The following is a 21,417-nucleotide window of genomic DNA, read 5'->3' as shown; positions in this document are numbered from 1 at the left end:
ACCTTATTTCCTGATAGGCAGGTAAACCGAGAACTCGGTATGACCCGGCCAACTGGTAAATTCAATTTTGCCGGAATGTTGATCAATCAAATTACGGGCGATAGATAATCCAAGGCCGGTACCGCCTTCGCGACCGCTAACCATTGGGTAGAACAGCGTATCCTGCAAATGCGAGGGGATACCTGGACCGTTATCCTCTACATCAATTCGTGCCGCCAGACGGTAACGCATGCCGTGTAGCGTGAGCTGAAACGCGGTGCGAGTGCGCAGAATGATCTCGCCGCCTTCCGGTCCCAGCGCCTGCAAAGCATTGCGTACGATGTTCAGCAATACCTGCTCGATCTGGTCCGGGTCGTGCAGTAATTCGGGCAGGCTTGGGTCGTAATCCCGGATTAGCGTGACGTTTTCCGGCAGCTCCATCGAGACCAGCGCCACCACGCGTTCCGCCACTTTGTGAATACTTTCCGTGATGTGCATGCCGGGCTGTTGTGGCCCCAGCAGACGGTCGACCAGATTACGCAGGCGGTCCGCCTGTTCAATAATGACTTTGGTATATTCGGTCAGCGCCGGGTCCGGAAGCGCTTTACTGAGAAGTTGCGCCGCACCGCGTAATCCGCCCAGCGGGTTTTTAATTTCATGTGCCAGACCACGCACCAGATCGCGGGCAGCAATCTGCTGGGCGTGCTGGAGCTGTTCCTGACTCAGACGGCGCTGATTATCCATAGGGGCCATCTCCAGCAAGATAAGGCCATCAGGCAGCCTCTGAGCGGTCACAGAGAGGATATGTGAGTGGCTGTCTATCACCAGCGTCACTTCGTTATCCGTAAAGCCCTGGCCTGCTTCCAGGCTCTCTCGCATCAGTCCGATGTTTAAGGAGAAATAACTCAACAGATCGGGAAGCGGTGTACCAAACAGTTTGCGGGAGCTTTGGGCGAGCAACTGCTGTGCCGCCGGGTTGGCGTAATGTACAGCCAGTTCATCGTCGACGAGTAAGATGCTGTTGATTAAAGAATTTAGGATCTGCCCAGCATCGGGCAGCGTGCCGGTTGCCATTCAGCAGTCTCCTGAAAAGTGTTGCACCAATTTAGTGCATTATAGCTTTTTACATCAAAAAAGCGCGAAAAAGCAGGTTGTTAGTGGAGAAAAAAGCCCATCCAGAGATGGGCTACAGATGACTGGCAAACATAGATGCCGGATGGCGGATTTGCCTTATCCGGCCTACAAGGTAATGTTACCCTCCAGGCCTGATAAGTTTGCGCCATCAGGCGTCCTATCATTCACCATCGATCTCAAGTCTGCCTGAGCAGGCTAAAAGTTCCACGGCAACTCAAACGATTAAACGCTGTAGTACAGCTCAAACTCTACCGGGTGCGGAGTCATGCGCACGCGGTCATCTTCTTCGCGACGCAGCGCAATGTACGCATCGATCGCTTCATTGGTGAACACGCCGCCTGCGGTCAGGAACTCGCGGTCCAGATCCAGTTCTTTCAGTGCTTCTTCCAGAGAACCAGCAACCTGTGGGATCTCTTTCGCTTCTTCCGGCGGCAGGTCGTACAGGTTTTTGTCCATTGCTTCGCCCGGGTGGATCTTGTTCTTAATACCGTCAAGACCAGCCATCAGCAGCGCTGCGAAGCACAGGTATGGGTTAGCAGCCGGGTCCGGGAAACGCACTTCGATACGACGCGCTTTCGGAGAAGCAACTACCGGGATACGGATAGACGCAGAACGGTTACGGGCAGAGTAAGCCAGCATTACCGGTGCTTCGTAACCCGGGACCAGACGCTTGTAGGAGTTGGTGGTCGGGTTAGCCAGGGCGTTGATCGCTTTAGCGTGCTTGATTACGCCACCGATGTAGTACAGCGCCTGCTCAGAGAGACCCGCATATTTGTCACCGGAGAACAGGTTTACGCCGTTCTTGGACAGGGACATGTGGCAGTGCATGCCGGAACCGTTATCGCCAAACATTGGTTTTGGCATAAAGGTCGCGGTTTTACCGAAACGGTGAGCGACGTTGTGAACGACATATTTGTAGATCTGAATTTCGTCCGCTTTTTTGGTCATGGTGTTAAAGCGGGTCGCGATTTCGTTCTGACCGGCAGTCGCCACTTCGTGGTGATGCGCTTCAACAACCAGGCCCATTTCTTCCATGATCAGACACATGGTAGAACGGATATCCTGAGAAGAATCTACCGGAGGAACCGGGAAGTAACCGCCTTTCACGCCTGGACGGTGACCTTTGTTACCACCTTCGTATTTGGTGGAGGAGTTCCATGCGCCTTCGATGTCATCGATAGCCACGTGGGAACCGGAAATAGTTGCGCCGAAACGGATGTCGTCAAACAGGAAGAATTCTGGCTCTGGCCCGAACAGAACGGTGTCTGCGATGCCGGTAGAACGCAGATACTCTTCAGCACGTTTAGCGATGGAGCGCGGGTCACGGTCGTAGCCCTGCAGCGTACCTGGTTCCAGGATATCGCAACGGATGATCAGGGTAGACTCTTCAAAGAACGGGTCGATGAGAGCAGTAGACGCATCTGGCATCAGAACCATGTCTGATTCGTTAATGCCTTTCCAGCCACCGATTGAGGAGCCGTCAAACATTTTGCCTTCTTCAAAGAATTCGGCATTTACCTGATGAGCAGGAATAGTGACGTGCTGTTCTTTACCTTTGGTATCAGTGAAGCGTAAATCAACAAACTTCACTTCGTGTTCGTTCAGCATCGTCAAAACGTGTTCAGCGGACATACTTACTCTCCCGGATTGGTCATTGTCGTCGTGGTAACGAAGTCTTCAATTCTGCAAAAATTGGCCGTGTCGCCATAAAAAATATAAAGCGAAATCTGTGCCAACTTTTAAATTGCCCCTAAAAGGCGTTATCATGCGCACCATCGTGCAAAGGGGCTGCACCATGAAGGTTGTATTGCACCATTATAGTGCTTTAATGTGAACATTAAGCACCATATTGGTGCAAAGCATGTCAGATTACCCCTTTTAACGCTCCGTGAATGTGATCACAAAGAAACTCTGCAATACTTGTTTGCGGAGGATGTTTGTGATCCTGTTTTGTACTGCGATTAATCCGTGTACAATAACGCGCTATTTCTAAAATGCCTGAGGCAAAGTTGTGATCGAAAATTTGCGTAACATCGCCATCATCGCGCACGTAGACCATGGTAAAACGACCCTGGTAGACAAGCTGCTCCAACAATCCGGTACGTTCGATGCACGTGCTGAAACCCAAGAGCGCGTGATGGACTCCAACGATTTGGAGAAAGAGCGTGGGATTACCATCCTCGCTAAAAACACCGCTATCAAATGGAATGACTACCGTATCAACATCGTTGATACCCCGGGGCACGCCGACTTCGGTGGTGAAGTTGAACGTGTAATGTCCATGGTCGACTCTGTGCTGCTGGTGGTGGATGCAATGGACGGTCCGATGCCGCAGACGCGCTTCGTGACCAAAAAAGCCTTTGCCCATGGCCTGAAGCCAATTGTTGTTATCAACAAAGTTGACCGTCCTGGCGCGCGTCCTGACTGGGTTGTTGATCAGGTATTTGACCTGTTCGTTAACCTCGACGCTACCGACGAGCAGCTGGACTTCCCGATCGTTTACGCTTCTGCGCTGAACGGTATCGCGGGTCTGGATCACGAAGACATGGCTGAAGACATGACTCCGCTGTATCAGACTATCGTTGATCGTGTACCGGCTCCGAGCGTAGATCTTGATGGCCCGCTGCAGATGCAAATCTCTCAGCTGGACTACAACAACTACGTTGGCGTAATCGGTATCGGACGCATCAAACGCGGTAAAGTTAAACCGAACCAGCAGATCACTATCATTGATAGCGAAGGCAAAACCCGTAACGGTAAAGTCGGTAAAGTTCTGACCCATCTGGGTCTGGAACGTATCGAGAGTGATATTGCCGAAGCAGGCGATATCATCGCGATCACCGGTCTGGGCGAACTGAACATCTCCGACACCATCTGCGACCCGCAGAATGTTGAAGCGCTGCCAGCTCTGTCCGTTGATGAACCGACCGTTACCATGTTCTTCTGCGTAAACACCTCTCCGTTCTGCGGTAAAGAAGGTAAATATGTTACCTCTCGTCAGATCCTTGACCGCCTGAACAAAGAGCTGGTGCACAACGTTGCGCTGCGCGTTGAAGAAACCGAAGATGCGGATGCGTTCCGTGTATCCGGTCGTGGTGAGCTGCACCTGTCTGTTCTGATCGAAAACATGCGTCGTGAAGGTTTCGAAATGGCGGTTTCCCGTCCGAAAGTAATCTTCCGCGAAATCGACGGCCGTAAACAAGAGCCGTTCGAAAACGTAACGCTGGACGTTGAAGAGCAGCACCAGGGTTCTGTGATGCAGGCTCTGGGTGAGCGTAAAGGCGACCTGAAAAACATGAATCCAGATGGCAAAGGCCGCGTACGTCTTGACTACGTGATCCCAAGCCGTGGTCTGATCGGCTTCCGTTCAGAATTCATGACCATGACTTCTGGTACCGGTCTGCTGTACTCCACCTTCAGCCACTACGACGACGTTCGTGCGGGTGATGTGGGTCAGCGTCAGAACGGCGTACTGATCTCCAACGGCCAGGGTAAAGCAGTTGCGTTCGCACTGTTCAGCCTGCAGGACCGCGGTAAGCTGTTCCTGGGTCACGGTGCTGAAGTTTACGAAGGCCAGATCATCGGTATTCACAGCCGCTCTAACGACCTGACTGTAAACTGCCTGACCGGTAAGAAACTGACCAACATGCGTGCGTCTGGTACTGACGAAGCAACTGTTCTGGTTCCGCCGGTTAAGATGACTCTGGAGCAGGCTCTGGAATTCATCGATGACGACGAACTGGTAGAAGTAACACCAACCTCTATCCGTATCCGTAAGCGTCACCTGACTGAAAACGATCGTCGCCGTGCAATGCGTGGCGCGAAAGAAGAGTAATTAACACTCTTTTTCAGGTAAGCACAAAAAAGCCGCTGATTATCAGCGGCTTTTTTTATCTAAAAGATCAGGTCGTTTCCTGCTCTGCAATGACTAGCTCAATATTTTCTAAATCAAGCAATTGCTTGAATGAATTTGGTGGCTGGGAATCGGAAAAAAATGCCCGAATTTTACGCATATTACCGATGGATACAGCGGCTGAGGCGGTAAACTTAGTATGATCAGCAACTAACAGCGTATTACGTGCATGCTTAATCATCGTTTTGGCGACAAGCGCTTCGTTAACGTCAAATTCCAATAGTGTGCCGTCTTCCTCGATGGCACCAATACTGGTAATCAAATAGTCGGCTCTAAATCCTTCAATAAAGTTCACTGCTCCTGGGCCAACAATACCGCCATTATGAGCACGTAACGTTCCACCGGGCACCATAACCTCAAGATCTTGATTCTTATATAAGATCTGCGCAACACGAAGACTGTTAGTAATGATGCGAAGATCCCGACGGTTCAGCAAAGCTCGTGCGACGGCTTCCACCGTTGTACCAATGGTAATAAATACCGTACAGCGTTCAGGAAGATAATCAGCAACCGCTTCCGCTATCGCTTCTTTTTCCTGGGTAAGGGACAACTCTCGCTGTTCAAAGGCGGTATTCATGACGCTGGATACACGTCCGGCTCCACCATGATGTCTGGTGATCAAGCCCTGTTCGCTTAACTTACGAATATCCCGGCGCACGGTTTGCGTGGACACGTCCAGCAATTGTGCGAGCTCTTCGATATTCATATAGCCGCGTTCTGTAATGTAATGAACAAGTTGATCGTGTCGCGGATTACCGGTGACTTCAATGATGCTCATGAATACTCCTGGACTTCTTCCCCGTAATTGTTGGCTATTTTACGCATAAAGTGACAAAAATGATTCGGTTTGCGCACGATTAGGAATTCCGGCTCGTCCGCCCGCCTGAGTGCATTTCATCGCCGCCACCGCACTTGCGAAGCGAATCGCCTGGTCAGTCGGCATTTGCTCTGCAAGAGCTGCTGCCATTGCACCATGGAAAACATCGCCTGCACCGGTTGTATCCACAACATTGACAGAAAATGCAGTCTGTTGACACATATGACCATTTTCGATCCATAGTGACCCTTCGCCGCCAAGCGTAACGTACACTTTACCATTGGTTTGCTCAGCGGCCAGTTTAAGTGCCTGTTGTGCATCATCTTGCCCGGTCATTCTCTTCAGACCTGGAGTTGAAAAAACGGCATGATCGGCAAGCGCCACCAATGGGGTTATATCTTGTGGTGTCATATCGGCATCCAACAGCGTTGGAACTCCGGCGGCACGTGCCAGTTCGAAGGATTTCAACGTCCCTTCATGCCAACGTACATCGGCCAGAACGATGTCATAACGGGAAAAATCAATCGACTCCAGCCACCTTGCATCCGTATCGAGATCCGGGCTTGGATAGTTCACGATAATGCGTTCGCCATGCTGGTCGACCAAAATTGCGGACTGGGATGAACGGGAGTTCGGGTATTGCCGGCAGAACGCCGTATTGACCCCCCAGCTCTGAAGCTCGTTAAGCAAGGTATTCCCACAACTGTCATCGCCTACACGGCCTATAAAATCAACGTCAATACCAAGCCGGGCAATGGCGACAGCTGCTGTTGCCGCCGGGCCGCCACCTGTCTCCAGATATTGATTTGACTGATATTTTCCCCCGCCATCGGGCAGGTTGTTCAGAGAATAAATACGGTCCTGAACGGTGATTCCAACACATGCAATTCTGGTCATATTTGGTTAGTCCTGTGTGATCTTGTCTTCTTTTGTTCATTTTAATGACATAAATGATCAAATTAGTGACGCGTGTCTTGTTTTTAGTCATAAATTACAAATATGCTCAAAAACAGACGAAAACGAGTTTTTAATTGTAATTATTTTGTCAACCTGACACAGGAGAGCATTCATGACAACCGTTGCATTTTTGGGCTTGGGCCAGATGGGCAGCCCAATGGCTAATAATCTGTTGCAAAAGGGACATGCTTTGCGTGTGTTCGACGTAAACCAACAGGCAGTCAATGAATTAGTACAAAAAGGTGCGACTGCTGCTCAAACACCCGCTGAAGCCGCTAAAGGTGCCGAATTCATAATCACTATGCTGCCAAATGGCGACATCGTTCGGCAAGTTCTGCTGGGTAAAGATGGCGTCAGCGAAGGCCTGTCCCCCAATGCCCTGGTTATTGACATGTCCACGATTCATCCATTGCAGACCGATGAGTTGATTCATGAGATGAAAGAGAAAGGCATCAGCATGATGGATGCCCCCGTGGGCAGGACGTCAGTTAACGCGATTGACGGCACGCTGCTGATTCTTGCTGGCGGAACGCCTGAACAGGTTGAACGTGCTCGCCCTGTGCTGATGTGTATGGGGAATGAGCTGGTGGAAGCTGGCGGTCCCGGTATGGGGATCCGCGTAAAGCTCATCAATAACTATATGAGTATTGCGCTGAACGCCTTGTCAGCGGAAGCCGCTGTTCTTTGCGAATCATTGGGTTTGAGCCTTGATGTGGCCATTAAGGTCATGAGCGGTACTGCCGCAGGCAAGGGGCACTTTACGACAACCTGGCCTGGCAAGGTACTTAAAGGAGACCTTTCTCCGGCATTCATGGTGGACCTCGCGTTGAAAGACCTGCGTATTGCCGTCGATGTCGCTAGTCAGACCGGTGCGCCGCTCAATATGGGCATTGCAGCAGAAACCTATTACACCCGTGCCAGCGAGAACGGTCGAGGCCGTCAGGACTGGAGTGCGCTGTTATCTCAGGTTCGTCAGCAGGCTGGCCGACCAGATTCACTCTAAATTTTAAACAGTTACAGGAGTTATTATGTCTTCCCACAATACCCCATACACGCTGAAAGATATTTCTCGCCCTGGCGGTGGATTTGCCATGCTGGCCGTTGATCAGCGTGAAGCAATGCGTCTGATGTTTGCAGCGTCTGGACATCCTAAACCTGTTGCCGACAGCGTATTGACTGATTTTAAAGTTGCAGCAACACAAATTCTGTCTCCCTACGCTTCAGCGGTTCTGGCAGATAAACAATTTTGTCTCGATCAGATTGTCTCTCAAGGTGCAGTCGCTGATTCATGTGGACTGATTGTGGCGGCTGACCATTTTGTTCCGGGTAATGGTATTCCGGTTGATAGTGTCGAAATTGACAGAGCAATTGATCCGCATAAAGCCCGCGAAATGGGTGCGAAAGCCATGAAGTTGTTAGTGCTGTGGCGTGAAGATGAACCCGCAGAAGAACGTTTGGCTATGGTGGCTGAGTTTGTTCAACGCTGTCGTAGCGCAGGGCTGGTCAGCATCATTGAGCCGGTCGTTCGTCCTCCTCGTCGTGGCTGGGAATTTGACCGGGAAAGCGCCATCGTTGCCGCAGCGGCTGAACTCGGCTGCACCGATGCTGACCTCTATAAAGCTGAAATGCCATTAGGCGGCAAAGGTGATGAACAGACCCTACTTGCTGCGTGTCAAAAGTTGCATGAACAAATGAAAATGCCGTGGGTCATTCTCTCTTCTGGTGTTGATGCGGACATTTTTGGCCGCGCGGTCCGTATCGCCATGAAGGGTGGAGCTTCCGGATTCCTGGCAGGGCGTGCCGTTTGGGCATCGGTTGTTGGTGCTCAAGATCCGCAAACAATGTTGCGTGATGTGTCGGTTCCACGCTTACAACGCCTGGCAGAAATCGTCGATGAAGGGATTTCTCAGCGTTAATCACCCATTTTAACGAATCTGGAGAAGAACCATGGATAAGATTACCCAAGTTCTATTTTCTGATATTGGGAAGGTGACCACCCAATATGTTGAGCTGCCGCACCAGGAACTTAAACCGCAAGAAGTCCGCATTGCTCCGGTGTTTTACGGAATATGTGGCTCTGATCTGCATGTACTGAAAGGAGGACACCCATTTGCAAAACCTCCGGTTGTGCCTGGACATGAAATTGCGGCACGCGTAACTGAAGTGGGCAGTGAAGTAACGAATGTTAAGCCGGGCGATCATGTCGTAGTCGACCCAATTATGGCCTGCATGGAGTGTCGTACTTGTAAAGCGGGTCGCTTTAATCTGTGTGAACCTCCACAGGTTGCTGGCTTCCGGGCGCCGGGTTTTGCCCGCTCGCAGCACATTGTACCTGCACGAAACTGCCATGTTGCACCTGCTTCGTTACCACTAAAAGCACTGGCTTTCGCTGAGCCCGCAGCCTGCGCGCGTCATTGCGTGAGCCGTATGCCGAAAGCGTCATTGGAAAGTGTATTAGTGATTGGTGCAGGGACAATTGGTTTATCCATCGTTCAAGCATTGCGCATCATGGGCGCGGGAAAGATCACCGTCATCGAGCCTGATGCCGCCAAGCGCGCGTTGTCGTTAAAGCTAGGTGCCACGGAAGTCTGGGCTCCGGGGGAATTGGATGCACAGGTCCGTTTTACGGGGGCAATTGATGTTGTTGCCGCCCAGGCCACGCTGAATGATGCATTTACCCATGTTTATGCTGGCGGAACGGTAGTGTGCATGGGGGTACCGAGTGGCCCACGTGAAATTCCTCTTCCGATGATGCAGCGCTTTGAACGCGATTTGTTGAATTCCGGCATGTACATCCCGGAAGACTTCGATGCCGTGATTGAATGGCTTGCGGATGGGCGGTTTGACACCAGCGAACTGGTGACCGATCTCTTCCCTGTCGAAGATGCGGATAAGGCGTTTGAACGTGCGCAGCAAAATGACTCTATAAAAGTCATGCTGCAATTTGCTGAGGTTTGATGCTGTAACCCTCTGTCTGGCGCTGCTTAAGGGTAGCGCCATCCTACAACAATGAAAAAGGATGCTGCGATGAGTCACATCACCAGTCCTACACCTTACTCGATCGGTCGTCCCCAGGACGTGATTGATATTGTTAATAAACATTCAGCAGTAAACACCAGTGTTGGCGTCATTTTTATCGCTCTTGGTGGCATTCTAATTGATGCCTATCAGGCGGCGATGGTGGGTTTTGGTAATAAATATATCGCATTGCAATTTGGTATTTCACCGGGGCTGGCGGCGACGGTTAACGCCTCTGTTTTAGTCGCCGCCCTGATTGGTGGATTACTGGCGAACCGTGTGATTAACCGCTTTGGTCAAAAGCGTGCATTTATCATCGGAATGGGCCTGTGCACAATAGGTGCCGCAGCTGTCGCGATAGCCCCGAACATCTGGTGGGTGCTGGTGTGTCGCGTAATCATGGGATTTGGCTTGGGTATTGATTTCCCGCTGGCAACAAATGCGGTGGCAGAGCTACGCGGCTCAACATCTAAGAAAACCGGTTCGTCGGTTAACCTTTGGCAAATGGCCTGGTATGTATCAACTACGGTCGTCTATCTTGTGCTGCTTCCACTGTTGTTGTCGGGTATCGCGGAAGAGCAATTATGGCGCTATGGTATTTTCATTGGTGCTATTTTTGCCGTCATTATCATGATTCTGCGTTATTTCTTCATCGGTGAGTCTGCAATGTGGGCCGCACGAGTCGGACGTTATGATAAAGCCTGCGATATTCTGGCTAAACGCTATGGGGTTCATGCTCGCGTTGCTGCCAAACCAAAAGACGATGATTTTTCTGCTGAAAAGACAGAAAGTAAGTTTCATGGCGGCTATGGGATTTTATTTAACTCACGTTATCGCAAACGCACTATTCTCGGCTGCGTTGTGGCGACGATGCAAGCCTGGCAATATAACGCCGTGGGTGTTTATTTACCGCTGACTTTGGCGGGAATACTGAGCGGTGGATTAACCGGGGCTCTTAGCGGTTCTGCGGTAGTGAATGCCCTGTGTGGCATTACAGGTGGATTGATTGGTTCTCTTATCCTCCAGCGTTTGGGAACTCGCCTTCAGTCGATGTATGGTTTCGCCGTCGTAACGGTTGCATTACTGGCTTTAGGTGCATTAGCAACCACCAACCCATGGCTTTCTTTAGGTTTGTTGGGCGCAATCATTTTCTTCCATTCAGCGGGCCCGGGCGGCCTGGGAATGACCATTGCCACACTTTCTTATCCGCCATCTATTCGCCCGACAGGCGTAGGATTTGCTCGTGCAATTATGCGTACTGGGGCGATTGCCGGACTTATTTTCTGGCCTATGTTGTGGGGTGCATTAAAGACAGAAGCGTTTTATTGGCTGGCAATTGTTCCTTTTCTCGGCTTCCTGACATGCGTGTTGATTAAGTGGGAACCACTTGGTGCAAACGTTGACGCTGAAGACGCTGAAGTACTGGCTGAGTTGGATAAATAACAAGCAAGCGCGTCGCAACATGTCGACGCGCTTTTTCGTATAAATCCGCCGCTTTTTTAGTGATTTTATTGCGCAGATTTCTCGCCGACCCGGAGAGGAAAATTATGGCTGAAATAGAACATGTACCAGGGAAAGAGCTATCCGGCAAAGCCATGAGACGCGTTGTCATGGGCAGTTTCGCTGGCGCGTTGATGGAATGGTACGATTTTTTTATTTTCGGAACGGCGGCAGGGCTAGTCTTTGCTCCCCTGTTTTTCCCTGATAGCGATCCTTTTATTGGTTTAATCGCCGCATTCGCCACCTTTGGTGTGGGTTTTCTGTCACGTCCGCTTGGAGGCATTGTTTTTGGCCACTTTGGCGATAAAGTCGGTCGCAAAATAACGTTGATTTGGACGTTAGCGATAGTTGGTTCCTCAACGTTTTTAATCGGTTTCATTCCAACATACCAGGATATTGGGATCTGGGCCCCGATTATATTGATGGTTCTGCGCCTGGTTCAGGGGTTCGGTCTGGGTGGGGAATATGGCGGGGCTGCATTGATGACTATTGAATCTGCGCCTGAGGCGAAGCGCGGGTTTTTAGGTTCGCTCCCACAAACGGCAGCCTCAGTTGGGATTATGCTGGCGACAGGGGTGTTTGCATTATGCAATCACTTCCTGACCCAGGAAGAGTTTCTGGCCTGGGGATGGCGTATCCCTTTTTGGCTATCTGCCATCATGTTAATTGTTGGGATGTTCATACGGTTACATACTGAAGAAACACTGGATTTTAAAAAACAAAAAACGGCTGTCTCACAGGAACAATCAGCACCACCGTTGATTGAACTTTTCCGTAAGCATCCACGGAATATTCTGTTGGCGCTAGGGGCCAGGCTAGCGGAGAGCGTTTCGTCGAACATCATTAATGCCTTTGGTATTGTCTATATTTCCAGCCAGTTGGCATTATCAAGGGATATTCCACTCAACGGCATGCTAATCGCCTCAGCAATTGGCATTGTGTGTTGTCCATTAATTGGTTGGATCTCTGACCGCGTTGGGCAACGGAAGATGTATTTATTTGGCGCTGGTTTTTGCATCCTTTTTGCATTTCCATTCTTCCTGCTGCTGGATACGAAAAGCACACTTATCATCTGGTGCTGCATGATCCTTGGCTATAACCTGGGGCCAACGATGATGTTTGCAGTACAACCCACCTTATTTACCCGTATGTTCGGAACACGAGTGCGCTATACGGGTCTTTCCTTTGCCTATCAGTTCTCAGCAATTCTGGGTGGGTTAAGCCCGCTCATTGCCTCCAGCTTGTTGGCGCTGGGAGGCGGGAAACCGTGGTATGTAGCACTGTTTCTGTTTGTTATCTCAATACTTTCATTCATTTGCGTCTGGCTTATCGAGCCACATTCAGACAATAAAAATGACGCTAATAACATTTAACTTCTTACCGAAATATCAGAGAGCAATAACATGAACAATGAATTGAATACTGAGCATTATCAAGCATTACAACGTGCTTTTGATACCGCCTGGCCGGGACCGATCGGCCAACCCATTTTTCTGGAAAAAGGACATCTACGTCTGCAAATTTTTCCGCGCGATGGTGCCAGAATCACCTCGCTTCAGGCGTTTGGTTTTGAAGTGTTACGTCAATGGGAGCCACAGCGTAAAGCATTTCAGTATGGCTGCTTTCCTATGGTTCCTTGGGCAGGCCGCCTTGGCGATGCAACATTGACCGTGGGGGAGAACCAGTACGTATTACCTGCTAACAAACCGCCTCATGCTCTACATGGTATGGCCTGTTATTCATCATGGGAAATTGTCGAACATAAAGCGGATACCTTGAAACTGCGCATGCCACTGGGCGCTCCCTGGCCCTGGCAAGGAGAGGTCCTGCAGACGCTGACTCTTGAAGACGATGCGTTAATTCTGCGACTTGAAATTCACACCATGTCTGAAACTTTTCCGGCATCTGCTGGATGGCACCCCTGGTTTGCAAAACAACTGGGCCAGCAGAATGAAGAAGATGAATTATTGGTATGTTTTAAGGCCGACTGGCAGGAAGAAGCCGGGAATAATGAGTTACCAACAGGTAATAAAATCCCCCCACAATCAGGCCCGTGGGATGACTGCTTTGGTTTTAATGATGGTCTCAATATCAGATTACAGTGGCCAGGTAAGCTGAGTATGACGATGACATCGAGTGCGCAAAGCCTGGTCGTTTTTGACAAACAGCCCGACGCAACATGTGTCAATCCGCTTACTCAGGCGCCAAATGCGATAAATAGGACACCGCAGTTTGTCAGTGCAGGTCTTCCGTTGGTGATTGAGTCGCGCTGGCAATTTACACAGGAATTCTGATGGCTTAGCCAATAATCCCGACAGGGACTCATAGTCAAACTTCTCCTTTCCCGCTACAGTTATTCATCCACGGCGAATAAGGAGAAGGGCATGCTCTATATCTTTGATTTGGGTAATGTGATTGTCGATATCGACTTCAATCGCGTGTTAGGTACTTGGAGCGATCTGAGCCGTGTACCGCTGGCTTCGTTAAAGCAAAGTTTCACCATGGGAGAGGCTTTTCACCAGCACGAGCGAGGTGAAATAACGGATGAAGCCTTTGCCGAAGCGCTATGTCATGACATGGCGCTACCGCTAAGCTATGAGCAGTTCTCCCACGGCTGGCAGGCCGTTTTTGTTGCCTTGCGTCCTGAAGTCATCGACATCATGCAAAAGCTGCGTGAGCAGGGGCATCGGGTGGTCGTCTTGTCGAATACTAACCGTCTGCACACGACGTTTTGGCCGGACGAATACCCCGAAATCCGTCAGGCTGCTGACCATATTTACCTTTCCCAGGATCTTGGCATGCGTAAACCGGAAGCGCGGATTTACCAGCATGTCCTGCAGTCTGAAGGTTTTTCTGCGCATGAGGCGGTATTTTTCGACGACAACGCCGATAATATTGAAGGGGCTAATCGGTTAGGGATTACCAGCATCCAGGTTGTCGATAAAACGACCATTCCGGACTATTTCGCGAAGTTGCTATGCTAAAAAATGTTCAGCAACAAGCCAGGCACCATACGCGTCCTGTTCGGGCCTGGCTGAAGCTACTATGGCAGCGGATTGATGAGGACAACATGACGACGCTGGCAGGGAATCTTGCCTATGTCTCATTGCTCTCATTAGTGCCGCTTATTGCCGTAGTTTTTGCGCTTTTCGCTGCATTTCCGATGTTTTCTGACGTCAGCGTCCAGCTACGTCATTTCATTTTCGCAAACTTTATCCCGGCGACGGGAGATGTCATTCAGCGTTATATCGAACAATTCGTTGCCAACTCGAACAAAATGACGGCCGTTGGGGCGTGCGGGCTGATTGTGACAGCGCTATTACTGATGTATTCCATTGATAACGCGCTGAATACTATCTGGCGCAGCAAGCGTACTCGCCCCAAAGTTTACTCTTTCGCCGTCTACTGGATGATTTTAACGCTGGGGCCGCTGCTGGCGGGGGCTAGTCTGGCGATCAGCTCTTATCTGTTGTCATTGCGCTGGGCCAGCGATCTCAATACGGTGATCGATAACGTCCTGCGTATTTTCCCGCTGGTGCTCTCCTGGCTCTCTTTCTGGCTGCTTTACAGCATCGTACCGACTACACGTGTACCTAACCGTGATGCGGTTATTGGCGCCTTTGTGGCCGCTGTGTTGTTCGAAACCGGAAAGAAAGGATTTGCGCTCTATATCACGATGTTCCCGTCTTATCAGCTCATTTACGGTGTCCTGGCTGTGATCCCCATTTTATTCGTCTGGGTATACTGGACCTGGTGTATCGTCTTGCTAGGCGCGGAAATAACTGTCACTCTCGGGGAATACCGCAAACTTAAACAAGCCGCAGAACAAGAAGAAGCAGAGCAACCATGATTGCATTAATTCAGCGCGTAACCCGTGCCAGCGTCACCGTGGAGGGCGAGGTGACGGGTGAAATTGGCCCAGGACTTTTGGTCCTGTTAGGTGTCGAAAGGGATGATGACGAACAGAAAGCGAACCGCCTGTGCGAGCGCGTACTCGGCTATCGAATCTTTAGCGATGCCGAAGGCAAAATGAACCTTAACGTGCAGCAGTCAGGGGGCAGCGTGCTGGTGGTTTCACAGTTCACGCTGGCGGCAGATACCGAACGCGGCATGCGCCCGGGGTTTTCAAAAGGGGCTGCGCCCGATCGTGCAGAGGCGCTGTATGAGTACTTTGTTGAGCGTTGCCGCCAACAGGAAATGAATACGCAAACCGGTCGATTCGCTGCGGATATGCAGGTTTCACTGGTTAATGATGGCCCCGTGACGTTCTGGTTACAAGTATGAACCAGCTACCGGTGTGGCCGCGGACAACAAGAGAGAATACGACGATGTATCACCTTCGAGTACCGCAAACAGAAGAAGAATTGGAGCGTTACTACCAGTTTCGCTGGGAGATGCTGCGTAAACCGTTGCACCAGCCTAAAGGCTCCGAACGGGATGCCTGGGATGCGATGGCGCATCACCAGATGGTGGTGGACGAAGAGGGGAATCTGGTCGCAGTAGGACGTCTGTACATCAATGCGGATAACGAAGCCTCCATACGCTTTATGGCCGTTGACCCCTCCGTGCAGGAGAAAGGGTTGGGCACGCTGATGGCGATGACCCTGGAGTCTGTGGCGCGTCAGGAAGGGGTAAAGCGCGTAACCTGTAGCGCCCGTGAAGATGCGGTCGAATTTTTCGCCAAGCTGGGGTTTGTGAGCCAGGGAGAAATCACTACGCCGCAAACCACGCCGGTGCGTCACTTTTTGATGATTAAACCCATCGCGACGCTGGACGACATTCTCCATCGCGGGGACTGGTGCGGACAGCTACAGCAAGCCTGGTACGAACATATTCCATTGAGTGAGAAAATGGGTGTGCGCATTCAGCAATATACCGGGCAGAAATTTATCACCACGATGCCCGAGACGGGCAATCAGAACCCGCACCATACGCTGTTTGCCGGGAGCCTGTTTTCACTGGCGACGCTAACGGGCTGGGGGCTAATCTGGCTGATGCTACGCGAGCGTCATCTCGGCGGGACGATAATCCTTGCTGACGCGCATATACGGTACAGCAGGCCGATCACCGGGAAACCTACAGCTATCGCCGATCTGGGCTCGCTGAGCGGAGACCTGGATCGTCTGGCAAGAGGTCGTAAGGCGCGCGTTCAGATGCAGGTCGGGGTATTTGGCGACGACACGCCGGGCGTGGTGTTTGAAGGCACTTACATTGTGCTACCCGCAAAACCGTTTGGCGCATATGAAGAAGGCGGGAACGAGGAAGAGTAAGTCCTCTAGCTGAAATGTAATATTGGGTTCATTTGCTGATGTAAAATGCGGATTATGAAAATGCCATAATCCGCATTTTGATAAAAAATCGCATGCTGTCGATGATTGTATTGACGGGTACCTTCCTTAATCGCAGAACAGTTGTGTCCCATCAAAGCGTTTTTCTCTAACAGTAAAAAAAGCTGTTCCATTTCAGTCGTGTATTTATCCGCCTGCTGATAACCGAATTTTCTCCAGGTGTATTCATAGATAGATTCAAAATCTTCGACTGCCTGATTAGAGAGTTTATACATTCAGACTGCGCTTTTTCCTGTGCGCGACCTCCTGTAGAGTCAGGTCACTTGTGCCGCTGTGTATCCCATCCTCCAGCGCATCGCGTAATGCGTTGTTTCGCAATTCTTGTTCTTCCAGTAAACGTAATGCCGAACGGACAACTTCGCTGGTGGAACCATAGCGCCCACTTTCAATCATTTCGTTAATAAAACGATCGAGATGCTCGCCAATCGTAATGCTGGTAGTTCTGGGCATAGGTTTGTCCTTTGTGTTATCTATTCACACAAGATAGCACCCGTGGACGAAAACATGAACAACCTTACTGACCTAGCCGCCAGGCAACATCCCGCATTGCGCTTCGTGCCGCTTGACTCACCCCTGATAGCTGGAAAAATCCGTGGATAACACCGAGATAGCGTTGGCAGGTGCAATCCACGCCCTGCTCCTGGAACCGTTGATACAGGGCCTCACCTTCATCTCGCAGTGGGTCGAATTCAGCTGTAATGATGTGCGTGGGCGGTAAACCGTTGAAGTCTTCGCGCCAGAGCGGGCTGACTTCGGGATGCAGTGGATCGGTTTGCGGCATATACATCTCGTAGCCCGACAGCAGCGTGTCGCGGGTGATAATGTAATCCTGTCCATTATGGTCATAGCTCGCAAAGCTGGCGGTTGCATCCAGCATCGGGTAGATCAGCATAAGCTGCGCAGGTTGCCATTGCCTGGTAGCTTTCAGGCGTAGTGCGGTGACCAGCGCCAGATGCCCGCCAGCGCTGTCGCCAGCCAGCGTAATGTTGTCCCGGTCTACTCCCAGTTTCTTGGCATACTTCCAGATAATATTGGCCCCCGATTCAGCATCGTTATGTGCTGCCGGGAAGATATGCTCTGGTGCGAGGCGATACTGCACCGCAATGACCCGACAGCCGCTGTACCAGGCGAGTTGCCTTAGCTGGTTATCATGTGTGGTAAATCCGCCGCTGACAAAGCAGCCGCCGTGATAATAGATAACGCAGGGGAGATTTCCTGTGCTGCCCCGCGGCGAAACTACGCGAAACATCATGGCATCGAGTTCAATATCTTCAACCTGTACGCGGGTTTCAGTGTCTCCGGCCAGGACCGTGCTGGCGATGTAGCCTGCTCTCCGGTCATCAATATTCTGCTCGCGCGAAGAAGGGCGTCCCGCCGCGATAAATGCCTCAACCAGCTGTGCAATCCCGCTTTCCAGTGCCATTTTCACATCTCCTTATCTGTATGGATATACAGGTTTATAACCTGGATAACTAAGAATGAAAATGGGAAAAATGGGGGTGGTTATGATTTTGGAAAGCGGTTCGCAGATTAAATACCGTCATTGGTTTCTGCTGTTTGAATTTTGTATTGTGAGGAAAATGTACTATACGCCATTGACGTATAGTTAATTTCTATTAATATAGTCCAATGGCGTACTCAAAATGCTATTCATAGAAACGGAAATCTTCACTGAAGACGTCAAAAAATTACTGGATGATGATGAATACCGTAGATTACAAATATTCCTTGCGATTCAGCCAGATTGTGGCGATCTGATACAAGAAACGGGCGAACTGAGAAAGGTTCGCTGGAGAGCGCGAGGGAAAGGCAAACGTAGCGGTGTGAGGATTATTTACTTTCATCAAATCAGAAAATCACAAATTCGATTGTTGCTGATTTATCAGAAAGGGATCAAGGATGATCTGACTCCACAAGAAAAAGTGCTGCTGCGTATGTTGAATGAGAGGTGGTAAATGGATAAGGCACTATTTGAGCGATTAACTCAAAGTATGGTTCAGATGAATGAGATCGCTGAAGGAACGCGACAACCTTCCCGTACCTTTCATATTGACGCCATGAAAATAAAGGAAATTCGCCAGTCTTCAGGATTATCACAGACTCGTTTCGCAGATTTGATATCGGTAAGCGTGGATACGTTGCGAAATTGGGAGCAAGGGCGTCGTTCACCGACCGGTCCAGCAAAAGCGTTGTTACGTGCTATTGCCAATGATCCAAAACATGTCATTCAGGCACTAAGATAATCCCCGGCAGTTTGGTTCAATTGCCGGGGGAAGATCTTAAAACTTACTCCCCTTCACCTGGGAACAGGAACGGGTTGATGGAGCTGCGGGCAAAGCCCTCTTGCTCCATGTGCGCGTCCAGCATCAGTGAAGCGAGATCGTCAGCCACGGCTTCAACTTTAGGGTCTTTTTCCTGATAGAGAATCTTCAGGTAAGTCCCACAGTCGCCGCAGCTTTCAGCTTTAATTGCCGCCTGTTCGTTATCCAGCGACCAGTAGTTCAAATCACGGCTTTGCTCGCAGTTGCTGCATTTCACGCGTACCACGTGCCACTCGGTTTCACACAGGTTGCAGTGCAGATAACGCAGCCCCTGAGTGGTACCGATTTGCACCATGCTGGAGACCGGCATTGAACCACACACCGGGCAGTACTGACGCTGTTCACCGTATTCCGCACGGGCTTTGCCGGGGATCAGGCTTGCCATCTGCGCCCAGTAGAGCGACAGGGCAGCCCAAATAAACGGTGCTTTATCGCTGCTTACGGAGGCGAAATCAGAGGCAAACAGCGCGCTGGCCATCAGCTCCAGTTCCTGCTCTGAGGCTTTTTCCAGATTTTCGATCACGGCAAGCGCAGGACCGCTCATTTCTGGTTTCAGCTCAGCAATTAACGACTGCAGCAGTTTTTGCCAGTGCTTGTCGCGTGGCAGAACGTGGATATCCAGCGGCGGTTTGCCCTGATCGTTCGCTTCTTTGATGCGAGCGGTCAGATCCATCTGCAGCGGATGGTCGTACAACACCACTTCCTGCGCGTGTGCGATCAGCGCGGCAAAGCGCAGATAATCGCCCAGCGGGTTGTTCTCGGCCAGCTCGCGCAGGCGCTCAGCGCGGCGGTTATACAAATTTTTGAGTCTGGGGAATAATAACGGCGGAATCATATCCGCCGTGCGTTTCTCGCTCTTCTCCAGCTCATCTTGCGGGATTATGCGAATACTCATTCAGATGACTTTTCCTGTTTCTGGCGGACTTCACGGTACCAGCGTGGGTGATGTTTCTTCGCCCATGAACTGGTAACCCATCCTTCCACCATCGCGGTAATGGTGCCTTTCACCCAAAGGGCGGCGTAAATGTGCACCATGATAACCACAATTAACGCTACTGCGGCAAATGAATGCAGCATTAACGCGAATCGGATCACCGGGATTGAGAAAGCAGGCGCAAAATACGGACGCCAGATGACCACTCCGCTCACCAGCAACAGGACCAGGAAGATAATCGCCGCCCAGAATACGCATTTCTGGCCGAAGTTATAACGTCCCGTGTCACCTACTTCCTCGTTGACGACAATCTTACGAATATTCTTCGCCCAAAAGATATCATCCCGATTGATTAGATTGTGGTGCCAGTAACGGAAAAACATGATGATAAACGAGGCAAACATGATCACGCCGACAAACGGGTGCACAATTCGCGCCAGTTGTGGAGTGCCCATGATGTGCATCAGCCAGTTAAAAGACGGGAAGAGAAAGCCCATCCCGCTCACCGCCGCCAGAATGAAGCAGAAGGCGGTGATCCAGTGGTTGATGCGTTCCGGCGCCGTGTAGCGCACGATGGTGTCACGTCGTTTCATTTGCGCACCTCGTCGTCTTTTTCATGCAGATTGTCTTCTTCCTCTTCCGCACGGTTCGGGCCTACGCCGACGTAGTGGAAGATGCTGGCCGCAAATGTCGCTGCAAAGCCGACGGCTGCGAGGGGTTTCCAGATGCCTTTCCAGAACTTAACGGTAGCGCTGATCTCCGGGTTCTCCGGCAGGCCGTGATACAGATTTGGCTTGTCCGCATGGTGCAATACGTACATTACGTGCGTACCGCCAACACCCGCCGGATCGTACAGACCCGCGTTTTCGTAACCACGCGTTTTCAGCTCCGCCACGCGCTCGCCTGCCAGGGTTTTCATCGACTCTTTGGTGCCGAAATGAATGGCGCCGGTTGGACAGGTTTTCACGCAGGCCGGTTCTTGCCCGACCACAACACGGTCAACGCACAACGTACATTTGTAGACGCGGTTGTCTTCCGGATTGAGGCGCGGCACGTCGAACGGGCAGCCTGCGATGCAGTAACCACAGCCGATGCACTGCTCAGACTGGAAGTCGACGATACCGTTGGCATACTGAATGATTGCGCCTTCAGCCGGACACGCCTTCAGGCAGCCCGGATCGGCGCAGTGCATACAGCCATCCTTGCGGATAAGCCATTCCAGTTTGTCGTTTTGTTCCACTTCCGAGAAGCGCATCACCGTCCAGGATTTGGCGGTCAAATCGGCCGGGTTGTCGTACACCCCAACGTTGTTGCCCACTTCATCACGGATGTCGTTCCATTCAGAACACGCCACCTGACACGCTTTACAGCCGATACAGGTGGTGACGTCGATAAGCTTCGCCACTTCTTCCTGATGGTCCCGCGCCTGAGGCGCGGGGGTGAAACCGTTAGTGGCGGAACGACGAATGATGTCTTGCGATTGATAAGCCATAGGT

23 protein-coding genes are annotated in these 21,417 nt (G+C 50.9%); 13 read left to right on the top strand and 10 right to left on the bottom strand.

Annotated features, from left to right (window positions below; genetic code table 11):
• Positions 1-3 precede the first annotated feature (3 nt).
• Both glnL and glnA read right to left on the bottom strand, forming a co-directional pair.
• A complete protein-coding gene (glnL, locus tag SK38_RS22600; protein WP_008786986.1) occupies positions 4-1,053 on the bottom strand; it encodes a nitrogen regulation protein NR(II) in 1,050 nt (349 codons plus the stop codon).
• A gap of 282 nt (positions 1,054-1,335) precedes the next feature.
• Positions 1,336-2,745, bottom strand: coding sequence for a glutamate--ammonia ligase (gene glnA, locus SK38_RS22595; protein ID WP_008786987.1), 1,410 nt, complete (start codon positions 2,743-2,745; stop codon positions 1,336-1,338).
• A 379-nt stretch (positions 2,746-3,124) separates the two neighbouring features.
• On the opposite strand from glnA, the gene typA reads away from it, so the two are divergent.
• Positions 3,125-4,948, top strand: a complete 1,824-nt coding sequence (typA, locus tag SK38_RS22590; protein ID WP_008786988.1) for a ribosome-dependent GTPase TypA — start codon at positions 3,125-3,127, stop codon at positions 4,946-4,948.
• Positions 4,949-5,015: 67 nt separating this feature from the next.
• Here the strand turns inward: typA and SK38_RS22585 are convergent, their stop codons facing one another.
• Both SK38_RS22585 and SK38_RS22580 read right to left on the bottom strand, forming a co-directional pair.
• Positions 5,016-5,804: a DeoR/GlpR family DNA-binding transcription regulator gene (locus tag SK38_RS22585; RefSeq protein WP_048237099.1), complete on the bottom strand. Its 789-nt coding sequence runs from the start codon at positions 5,802-5,804 to the stop codon at positions 5,016-5,018.
• 39 nt (positions 5,805-5,843) lie between these two features.
• On the bottom strand, positions 5,844-6,740 hold the full coding sequence (locus SK38_RS22580; RefSeq protein WP_008786990.1) for a sugar kinase: 897 nt from the start codon (positions 6,738-6,740) through the stop codon (positions 5,844-5,846).
• Between the two features lie 172 nt (positions 6,741-6,912).
• Here SK38_RS22580 and yihU point away from each other — a divergent pair, with 172 nt between their 5' ends.
• From yihU to fabY, 10 genes are all read left to right on the top strand, one after another.
• Positions 6,913-7,803, top strand: a complete 891-nt coding sequence (gene yihU, locus SK38_RS22575; protein ID WP_008786991.1) for a sulfolactaldehyde 3-reductase — start codon at positions 6,913-6,915, stop codon at positions 7,801-7,803.
• 25 nt (positions 7,804-7,828) lie between these two features.
• Positions 7,829-8,716, top strand: a complete 888-nt coding sequence (locus SK38_RS22570) for an aldolase (RefSeq protein WP_008786992.1) — start codon at positions 7,829-7,831, stop codon at positions 8,714-8,716.
• A gap of 31 nt (positions 8,717-8,747) precedes the next feature.
• Positions 8,748-9,758 carry a zinc-dependent alcohol dehydrogenase gene (locus SK38_RS22565; RefSeq protein ID WP_048237098.1) on the top strand — a complete coding sequence of 337 codons (1,011 nt, stop codon included), beginning with the start codon at positions 8,748-8,750 and terminating at the stop codon, positions 9,756-9,758.
• Positions 9,759-9,827: 69 nt separating this feature from the next.
• The gene (locus SK38_RS22560) at positions 9,828-11,261 is read left to right on the top strand and encodes an MFS transporter (RefSeq protein WP_048237097.1); all 1,434 of its coding nucleotides are present in this window, start codon (positions 9,828-9,830) and stop codon (positions 11,259-11,261) included.
• Between the two features lie 104 nt (positions 11,262-11,365).
• Entirely contained in the window at positions 11,366-12,691 is a 1,326-nt protein-coding gene (locus SK38_RS22555) for an MFS transporter (protein ID WP_048215206.1), read from the top strand.
• Positions 12,692-12,721: 30 nt separating this feature from the next.
• Positions 12,722-13,612, top strand: a complete 891-nt coding sequence (locus tag SK38_RS22550) for an aldose epimerase family protein (RefSeq protein ID WP_048237096.1) — start codon at positions 12,722-12,724, stop codon at positions 13,610-13,612.
• A 90-nt stretch (positions 13,613-13,702) separates the two neighbouring features.
• A complete protein-coding gene (gene yihX / locus SK38_RS22545) occupies positions 13,703-14,302 on the top strand; it encodes a glucose-1-phosphatase (RefSeq protein WP_008786997.1) in 600 nt (199 codons plus the stop codon).
• Positions 14,296-15,168: a virulence factor BrkB family protein gene (locus SK38_RS22540; protein ID WP_008786998.1), complete on the top strand. Its 873-nt coding sequence runs from the start codon at positions 14,296-14,298 to the stop codon at positions 15,166-15,168. The genes yihX and SK38_RS22540 overlap by 7 nt, the downstream gene beginning before the upstream one ends.
• Positions 15,165-15,602, top strand: coding sequence for a D-aminoacyl-tRNA deacylase (gene dtd / locus SK38_RS22535; protein ID WP_003825289.1), 438 nt, complete (start codon positions 15,165-15,167; stop codon positions 15,600-15,602). The genes SK38_RS22540 and dtd overlap by 4 nt, the downstream gene beginning before the upstream one ends.
• A 44-nt stretch (positions 15,603-15,646) precedes the next feature.
• Positions 15,647-16,588 carry a fatty acid biosynthesis protein FabY gene (gene fabY / locus SK38_RS22530; protein ID WP_003825286.1) on the top strand — a complete coding sequence of 314 codons (942 nt, stop codon included), beginning with the start codon at positions 15,647-15,649 and terminating at the stop codon, positions 16,586-16,588.
• 5 nt (positions 16,589-16,593) lie between these two features.
• Here fabY and SK38_RS22525 read toward each other — a convergent pair whose 3' ends face one another.
• The 3 genes from SK38_RS22525 to SK38_RS22515 form a co-directional block, all read right to left on the bottom strand.
• Positions 16,594-16,881 (bottom strand): type II toxin-antitoxin system RelE/ParE family toxin, encoded by a 288-nt coding sequence (locus tag SK38_RS22525; RefSeq protein WP_003825284.1) that lies wholly within the window; start codon positions 16,879-16,881, stop codon positions 16,594-16,596.
• A complete protein-coding gene (locus tag SK38_RS22520; RefSeq protein WP_003825282.1) occupies positions 16,874-17,116 on the bottom strand; it encodes a type II toxin-antitoxin system ParD family antitoxin in 243 nt (80 codons plus the stop codon). Before SK38_RS22520 ends, SK38_RS22525 begins: the two co-directional genes overlap by 8 nt.
• Positions 17,117-17,180: 64 nt before the next feature.
• Entirely contained in the window at positions 17,181-18,089 is a 909-nt protein-coding gene (locus SK38_RS22515) for an alpha/beta hydrolase (protein ID WP_048237095.1), read from the bottom strand.
• A 220-nt stretch (positions 18,090-18,309) separates the two neighbouring features.
• Here SK38_RS22515 and SK38_RS22510 point away from each other — a divergent pair, with 220 nt between their 5' ends.
• Together SK38_RS22510 and nadS are read left to right on the top strand one after the other, a co-directional pair.
• On the top strand, positions 18,310-18,621 hold the full coding sequence (locus SK38_RS22510) for a hypothetical protein (protein ID WP_048237094.1): 312 nt from the start codon (positions 18,310-18,312) through the stop codon (positions 18,619-18,621).
• Positions 18,622-18,909, top strand: a complete 288-nt coding sequence (nadS, locus tag SK38_RS22505; RefSeq protein ID WP_038635893.1) for a NadS family protein — start codon at positions 18,622-18,624, stop codon at positions 18,907-18,909.
• 43 nt (positions 18,910-18,952) lie between these two features.
• Here the strand turns inward: nadS and fdhE are convergent, their stop codons facing one another.
• The 3 genes from fdhE to fdoH are packed head-to-tail and all read right to left on the bottom strand — an operon-like array spanning position 18,953 to position 21,413.
• Positions 18,953-19,882 (bottom strand): formate dehydrogenase accessory protein FdhE, encoded by a 930-nt coding sequence (fdhE, locus tag SK38_RS22500; protein WP_003028685.1) that lies wholly within the window; start codon positions 19,880-19,882, stop codon positions 18,953-18,955.
• Complete coding sequence (gene fdoI / locus SK38_RS22495) at positions 19,879-20,514, bottom strand: formate dehydrogenase cytochrome b556 subunit (RefSeq protein WP_003028686.1); 636 nt, start codon at positions 20,512-20,514, stop codon at positions 19,879-19,881. The genes fdhE and fdoI overlap by 4 nt, the downstream gene beginning before the upstream one ends.
• Positions 20,511-21,413 (bottom strand): formate dehydrogenase O subunit beta, encoded by a 903-nt coding sequence (fdoH, locus tag SK38_RS22490; protein ID WP_003825273.1) that lies wholly within the window; start codon positions 21,411-21,413, stop codon positions 20,511-20,513. The genes fdoI and fdoH overlap by 4 nt, the downstream gene beginning before the upstream one ends.
• Between the last annotated feature and the right edge of the window lie 4 nt (positions 21,414-21,417).

Source organism: Citrobacter sp. MGH110, from assembly GCF_001037515.1.
GTDB lineage: Bacteria > Pseudomonadota > Gammaproteobacteria > Enterobacterales > Enterobacteriaceae > Citrobacter > Citrobacter portucalensis.
The sequence above is the reverse complement of the archived record's forward strand: the minus strand, read 5'-3'. Positions and strand labels throughout refer to the sequence as shown.